The organism is Kitasatospora sp. MBT63, from assembly GCF_000710465.2.
Lineage (GTDB): Bacteria > Actinomycetota > Actinomycetes > Streptomycetales > Streptomycetaceae > Kitasatospora.
Map to the genome: position 1 here is coordinate 5,900 of NZ_JAIZ01000836.1, position 7,930 is coordinate 13,829.

At 72.0% G+C, this 7,930-nt stretch carries 2 protein-coding genes; both read right to left on the bottom strand.

Annotated features, from left to right (window positions below; translation table 11 throughout):
• Positions 1-1,874, bottom strand: a 1,874-nt coding sequence (locus tag AA75_RS44145; RefSeq protein WP_033826219.1) for a M4 family metallopeptidase, incomplete at its 3' end; no start/stop codon positions are given.
• A 509-nt stretch (positions 1,875-2,383) separates the two neighbouring features.
• Positions 2,384-7,918 carry a pullulanase-type alpha-1,6-glucosidase gene (gene pulA / locus AA75_RS44150; RefSeq protein ID WP_033826215.1) on the bottom strand — a complete coding sequence of 1,845 codons (5,535 nt, stop codon included), beginning with the start codon at positions 7,916-7,918 and terminating at the stop codon, positions 2,384-2,386.
• Positions 7,919-7,930 lie beyond the last annotated feature (12 nt).

The following is a 7,930-nucleotide window of genomic DNA, read 5'->3' on the forward strand; positions in this document are numbered from 1 at the left end:
GTGCCGCCGGTGGTGGTGACGGTCCAGGTGAAGGAGGCGGTGCCGGTCTTGTTGGCGGCGTCCTTGGCGGTCACGGTGACGTTGTAGCTGCCGGCCGCGGTGGCGGTGCCGGTGATCTTGCCGGTGGAGGCGTTGATCGACAGGCCGGCCGGCAGGCCGGTGGCCGAGTAGGTCAGCGCGCCGGTGCCGCCGGTGGCCGAGATCTGCAGGTTCACCGCGGTGTTGATGGCGGTCACCTGGTTGCCCGGGTTGGTCACCACCGGCGAGTTGCTGACCACGGAGCCGACGTTGACGGCGGCCCAGGTGTTGGCGACCGCGGTGGCCTCGGCGCCGCCCGCGCCGTACAGGTCGTTGGCCGCGTTGATGGTCGCGGTCCGCGCGGCGGCGTAGTTGGTGGTGGAGGTCATGTAGGTGGTCAGCGCGCGGTACCAGATCGCGGCGGCCTTGTCCCGGCCGATGCCGGTCAGGGTCGAGCCGTTGGAGGTCGGGCTGTTGTAGCTGACGCCGTTGATCACCTTCGCGCCGCTGCCCTCGGACAGCAGGTAGAAGAAGTGGTTGGCGACGCCGGACGAGTAGTGGACGTCCTTGTTGCCGACGGTGGAGGACCAGTTGTCGGCGGACTGGCCGTCCTTGGACGGCTTGTCCATGTAACGGAGCGGCGTGCCGTCCCCGTTGATGTTGATGAGCTCGCCGATCAGGTAGTCCGGGTTGTCGGACGGGATGTTGGCGTAGAACTCCACCATCGAGCCGAAGATGTCCGAGGTGGCCTCGTTGAGGCCGCCGGACTCGCCGGAGTAGTTGAGGTTGGCGGTGGCGGCGGTGACGCCGTGGCTCATCTCGTGGCCGGCCACGTCCAGCTCGGTCAGCGGGGCGGTGTTGTTGGCGCCGTCGCCGTAGGTCATGCAGAAGCAGGAGTCGTCCCAGAACGCGTTGACGTAGCCGTTGTCGTAGTGGACGCGGCTGTAGGCGCCGACACCGTCGTTGCGGATGCCGTTGCGGCCGAACGTGTTCTTGTAGTAGTCCCAGGTCATCGCGACGCCGTAGTGGGCGTCGACGGCGGCCGACTCCTTGTTGCTGGCCTGGCCGTTGCCCCAGGTGTCGGTGGACTTGGTGAACAGGGTGCCGTTGCCGGACGTCCCGTTGTTCATGTTGGTGGTGTACATCCCACCGCGGGTGGTGTCCTTCATCTGGTACGTCGAACCCGACAGCGTGGTGCCGATCGTGACGTTGCCGACGAAGACGCCCTGGCCGGTGCCGGTCTGGATGCCCTCGAAGCTGTGGATGACCGCGCCGCTGGTGGCGTCGGTGACCACGTGCAGCTTGCTCGGGGTGCCGTCGGCCTCCTTGCCGGAGACGACGGTCTCGTACGCGAGCCGCGGGTTGCCGTCGGCGGCCCAGACGACCAGGCGGGGGGCGTTCTCCAGGCTGGAGCCGGCCTCGGCGGCGAGCGCGGTGGCCTGGGCCTTGGGGGCGGCCAGCGCGGGGGTGGTGCTGACGCCGGTCAGGGAGGCCTGGGTGGCCTTGTCGACACCCTTGACGACACCGCCGGAGGTCTGGTGCACCACCAGGTCACCGCCGAGCACCGGGAGTCCGGCGTAGGTGCGCTCGTAGCGGAAGTGCTGGGTGCCGTCGGCGTCGCGGAAGGCGTCCTTGACGACCAGCTTCTCCTGGCTGCCGAGGCCCAGGGTCTGCGCCAGCGCGGCGCTCTGCTGGCCGGCGGCGGCGATCGCGGAGGCGTGGGCGGCGGCGGGCGCGATCGCGGCCGGGGCGGCGGGTGCGGCCTGGGCGGCGACCACCGGGAAGCCTGTCACCAGCAGCGCGGTGGTGGCGGCGAGGGCGGCCAGACTCGTCCGGACATGGGTGTGGCGGGGCATGCAGACTCCTTATCCGACCGGCGCGGGGTCACGTCCGGTGGAGAGAACCTGGCCGCGGGGTTGCGGCGCAGCGGGGGCCCTGCCGCTGGTTCGCGGCGATGGGTGCGGTGCAATCAGGAGCGGGTGGAGCCAGGTAGCGCTGAACGTGCGCTGGATCCGCTGCACCGGGGGGTGGGGCCCCGCGCGGCTGCAGCGAGGGGAATCGTGGCAGCAAACGGACCATGAATGACAGATGCATGCCACTGATTGGCCAATTAACAACAATGGCACCGCAAGGGCGAGTTGGTGTCGAGGTCAAGGTTTGGTGGGGATGGATGTCATTGCTGTTGCACAGCGGCTGAGCTAGCGGACACGCTGCACGCGTAGACCGGCCGAACGTACGGTCGGCGTCGCGTGCACATAAGGGCCGGTACATGTCATGTTGTTCAAGCCGGGGGCGTCGTTTTTCGGCCATCGACGCCACAGGGGCCCCGCCGTTGGCGGGACCCCTGGACGGAACTGGCCGGATGTCAGCCCTGGACGAAGACCGCCACCGTCCGGGCCGGCACCGTGAACGTGCCGGTGGCCGGGTCGAACGCGGCCTGCCGGACCACCGGGTCACCGCCCTGTGCCTGCACCGGGTGCAGGGCCTGGGCGCTGCCCGCGAGGGCGGCCACCGACTGCCGCTGGGCGGCGGGGGTGGCGTTGAAGACCACCGTGAGGCCCTTGGCGGCCCCCGGCAGCCCGGCCCCGTCCAGGTGCATGGTGATCACGCCCGGGGCCTCCCCGGCGGTGCCGGAGAGCGGGAAGGAGACCCGGCGCTGGACCTGATCGGCACTGTCCAGGGCGAACAGCGGCGAGGATTGACGAATCGTCAGGAGCTGCTGGTACAGCGCGGTGCTCGCCCCGGTCTCCGCGCAGCCGACGGTCAGCCGCGGGTCGGCCAGCAGCGACTTCGCGGCCGGCCACATGGCCTTGTTGTCGGCGGCCATCGGCACGCCCCGGCCCCAGCCGTTGCCCTGGCGGCAGTCCCAGTGGATCGCGTTGAACCAGTCGCCCGAGTCGAAGGAGTTGGCGTCCAGCGACTTGGAGCGCAGCAGGTCGCTGCCGGCCTGGGCGAAGCCCGGGCCCTGGGAGAGCGCCGTCAGCGACAGCGCCAGCGCCTGCATCCGGGCACGGTCGGCGGGCGCGGTGGCCGGCGGCAGCTTGTACGCGAGCGCGTCGAACAGGTCGGCGTTGTCGTGCGCGTCCAGGTACTCCACCGCCTCGCCGGGCGCGGCCGCGTAGCCGGTCGGCGAGCCGTTGTAGTCGACCCCGGCGCCGGTGACCGGCCTGCCCGCGCTGTCGGTGAAGCGGAATCCGGCCAGGTTGCCGGTCAGGCCGACCTTGATCTGGTCCATCTGGTGCAGCAGCCGGGCCTTCTGCTCCTCGGGGGTGCCGTTGTCGGCGGAGCCGTTGGGATCGGTGTACAGGCCGGAGGCGAAGCCCTGCTGCGGCGCCGAGGAGAGCTGGAAGTTGCCGCCGCGCCCGGCGTCGCGGATCCGGTCGTTGAAGGTGGCGATGCCGGTACCCGCCATGTTCGCCTGGGTGGCCTGGACGAACCGGGCGTCGTTGGCAACGGTGCCGAAGTTCCAGCCCTCGCCGTACAGGAAGAGGTCCTTGCCCTCGACGCCGTCCTTCTGCCGGGTCAGCGAGCGCAGCGCCGACTGCACGTCCAGCATGGTGGACCTCGGGTCCAGCCCCATCAGGTCGAAGCGGAAGCCGTCCACCCGGTACTGCTTCGCCCAGGTCACCACCGAGTCGACCACCAGCCGGTTCATCATGGCGTGTTCGGGCGCGGTGTCCGCGCAGCAACTGTCGGTGGTGACCTTGCCGGAGTCGCTCAGGCGCTGGTAGTAGCCGGGCACCACCTTGTCCAGCACCGAGTGCGGGTCCTGCCCGGCGGCGGCGGTGTGGTTGTAGACCACGTCCAGCACCACCCGCAGCCCGGCCTCGTGCATCGCCTGCACCATCGCGCGGAACTGCACGGTCCGCGCGGTACCGGCCGGGTCGGTGGCGTACGAGCCCTCGGGCACCGTGTAGTGCAGCGGGTCGTAGCCCCAGTTGTAGGCGTCGTCGGCCTGCACGGCGGCCACGCACTCCTGCTGCCGTTCGCCGTCGGCGGGCAGCGAGGCGAGGTCGCAGGCGGGCAGCTTCTGCTCGGCGCGCTGCTCCCGGATGGTGGCGATGTCGAAGGTCGGCAGCAGGTGGACGGTGGTCACCCCGGCCTTGGCGAGGTCGCGCAGGTGCTGCATCCCCGCCGACGTCGACTCGGTGAAGGCCAGGTAGGTGCCGCGTTCGGGGGCGGGGACGGTGGTGTCCTCGGCCGAGAAGTCGCGGACGTGCAGCTCCTGGATCTGCTGGCGGGCGGCCGGGACGGCCGGCGGGGTGGTGTGGGCGTCCCAGCCCGCGGGCTTGTTGGCGCGGTCGGCGAGGTCGGTGACCAGGCTGCGCCCGGAGTCGGCGGACAGCGCCACCGAGTACGGGTCGGTGACCGTGTTGGTGACCGTCTGCTGGACGCTCGGCGCCCACACCTTGACCTGGAACAGGTAGTACCGGCCGTCGAGTTCGTGGGCGGCGCGGGTGAGCGACCAGACCCCGGTGGTCTCGTCGCGGCGCAGCGGGACGGTCCGCGGGGTGCCGCCGGTGGCCCGGTCGAAGAGCTGGACCGAGACGTCGGTGGCGGTCGGCGCCCAGAGCGAGAGGGTCACCTGGCGGCGGTCGCGGCGCAGCCAGTCCTCGCGCCGGCCGGCGGTGTACACCGGGCCGAGCGGGACGGCGGCGGCCCTGGCCGCGTACCGGTCGTCGAGGACGCCGGCGAGCTGCACGCCGGTGGCGGCGAGGACGGCGCCGTTCGGCAGGTGCTCGGTGAACAGCAGCTGGCTGCGCAGGGCGGCGGTGGTCCTGGCGGTGTCGCGCGGGTCGACGGTGAAGGCGCGGTAGGCCGCCAGGTGCGGGTACTTCGCCTTCTGGGCGGCGGTCAGGCCGCCGGGCTGCGGGGTGAGCCGGATCCACTGTCCGGGCTTGCCGAGCGTGCCGTGGTCGGCCTTGATGCCGCCGGCGGGGTCGTAGACCAGCTGGGCGCTGGTGCCGCCGGCCAGGGCGGCGTCGCCGGCGCCGTAGCCGGGCGGGACGACGACCGTGCCGGCGTCGATCCACTGGGCGCGGGCGGCGGTGAGGTCGAGCTGGGAGCTGCTGCCGGCGGCCTGCGGGAGCAGGTAGCCCTCCTGGCCGCCGAGGATCCACACCTCGCGGCCGGTGGCGTTGAGGTCCAGGGACTGGTCGGCGGGCAGGTCCTTGTCGTTGCCGTTGTGCAGGATGTAGCTGAGGCTGGTGGCGCCGGGGGCGAGCGGTACCTCGAAGACGGCGCCGAAGGCGTCGGTGCGGGCGGGCGGCAGCGGCCTGCCCCAGTCGGTGGGGGTGGCGGCGCCGGTCCAGTCGTGCAGGCCCCAGCCGTCGTACGTGCCGTCGGCGCGGTGGTAGTGGATCACGGCGGTACCGGCCGGGACGGGCGGGACCGGGTCGGGGTCGGCGGTGCGGACGGCGGGGTCACCCTCCTTGATCCAGACCTCCCCGGTGGCGCCGAGGTCGATGTGCCGGTCGGTGTCGACGTCCTTGGTGCCGTCCTTCTCGACGATGAAGCCGAGGTCGGCGGCGCCCTCCTTGAGCCTGACGTAGGCGAAGGCGCCGTAGGCGTCGCGGCCGGTGAAGGGGTGGCCGGCCGGCCAGGGGGTGGACTCGCCGTCGGCGAGGTCGCCCCAGGCGTAGAGGTTCCAGCCGGTGTAGTCGCCGTCCTTGCGCTGGTAGTGGACGACCGCGTAGGGGCGGCTGGTGGCGGTCGGCACCGGCTTGGGCGCCGGGGTGCCGGTGGTGAAGCTCGCGGTGGCGGAACGCAGGTGGCCGGCGGAGTCGCGGACCACGGCCTTGTAGCGGACCACCGTGCCGGGCGCGGTGGCGCCGAGGTCCTGGGTGACCCGGTAGTCGCCGTTGTCGGCGGTGCCGAGGGTGCGCCAGGGGCCGTTGCCGATCTGGGCGGCGAAGCTCACCCGGTCGAGGCCGCCGCCGGGCACCTGGGCGGCGAGGGTGACGGTCCCGGTGGCGCCGTCGGCGGGCGGGGTCAGGGTGACGGCGGGGGCGGCGGCCGGGGCGGCGATCCGCCCGGCGGCGCGCAGCACCACCGAGGACAGCGGAGGCACGGTCACGGTGAGCCGCTTGTCGGCGCCGGTGGTGAGCCGCTGCCCGGCCGAGGGGTAGATCCGGTCGAAGGCCATGCCGGCCGAGTAGGTGTCCAGGGTGACGGTCTTCGGCTCGGCCGCGTTGTTGACGGCGACCAGGTACTCGACCTGCTGGGCGGCGTCGGTCCGGGAGAAGGCGTACACGCCGGGCCCGTCGGCGGCGTACCGCTCCCGCTGGGCGCCGTCGGCGAGCGCCGGGTGGTCCTTGCGGAGCTTCGCGAGGGCGGCTATGTCCTGGTAGAGCGGGCCGGTGCGGCCGTAGCGGTCGGCGGATCCGGGGGTGCCGCCGATCACCGGGTCGGTGTTGTACGAGGGGGTCCTCGAGGCGAACAGGTCCTGCCGGGCGTCCTTGTCGCCGCCCGCGCCGGTGAAGCCCTGCTCGTCGCCGTAGTAGACGACGGGCTGGCCGCGGGTGAGGAACTGCAGCTCGTCGGCGAGCCGGTCGCGGTCCAGCAGCTGCTGGGGCGTGGCGGCGGGGTCGTCGGCGCGCAGGAAGGAGCCGATCCGGCCCATGTCGTGGTTGCCGAGGAAGGTCGGCAGTTCGTAGGCGTCGGTGTCGGCGGTGGTGTACCGGTAGTCCTGGCGGTAGAGCTCGGACAGCGCCGCGGCGGAGCCGTTCTGCGAGACGTACGAGCGGGCGGCCTGCTGGAACGGGAAGTCCAGGGTGGCCTGCAGCTTGCCCCGGGTGACGTACGGCGAGGTGACGGCCGGGTCGCCGGAGTAGACCTCGCCGAACATGAAGAACCGCTTGTCGCCCTGGTCGGCGGCGTACTTCTTGAGCGCGGGCGCCCAGTTCTGCCAGAAGGCCATGTCCACGTGCTTGACGGTGTCGATCCGGAAGCCGTCGACGCCGGTCTCCTTGACCCACTGCTGGTAGACCTTCTTGAAGCCCTCGACCACCTCGGGGTTCTGGGTGTCGAGGTCGTCGAGGCCGGAGAAGTCGCCCTCGGTGGCGGACTCGCCGGCGAAGGTCGAGTCGCCGCGGTTGTGGTAGAGCGCGGGGTCGTTCAGCCAGGACGGGTTCTTCGCGGTGGCGTCGGCCTTGCTGCGCAGCACCGGGCGGTACGGGAAGGAGTCGGCGGTGACCGCGGGCCAGGGGGCGCCGCTGCCGGCGAGGGCGGTCTCGTCGACGGGGCGGCCGTCGGTGTCCAGGGTGGGATAGGCGCCGGTGGAGCGGTAGGCGCTGGACGTCTCCTGGTGGTCGATGACGTCGGCGGTGTGGTTGGTGATGACGTCGAAGAAGACCTTGATGCCCTTGCCGTGCGCCTTCGCGATCAGCTCCTTGAGCTGGGCGTTGGTGCCGAAGTGCGGGTCGACCTGGGTGAAGTCGGTGATCCAGTAGCCGTGGTAGCCGGCCGAGGCCTGGTCGCCGGTGCCCTGGACCGGCCTGTTCTTGAAGATCGGGGCGAGCCAGATCGCGGTGGTGCCGAGGTCCTGGATGTAGTCGAGGCGGTCGATCAGGCCCTTGAGGTCGCCGCCGTGGTAGAAGCCCTTGTCGGCGGGGTCGAAGCCGTGGTCCAGGCGGCCTCCGGTGATGCCGCCGGTGTCGTTTGCACTCGAACCGTTGGCGAAACGATCCGGCAGGACGAAGTAGAACTGCTCCCTGGTGAGGTCGTGCCGGCCCGCCGTGGCCGCGAGTGCGGCATCGGACGGCGGCGCGGGGGGCGCGGCGAACGCGGGGGCGGCGCCGAGCGTGGCGGCGGTCAGCGCCGCGGCGAGCAGGACGGCGGCTCGGCCGGGTCTGCGGTGGGGTGTCGTGCTCCGGGGCGGGCGGGGCGGGACTTCGGCCACGGCTGGCTCTCC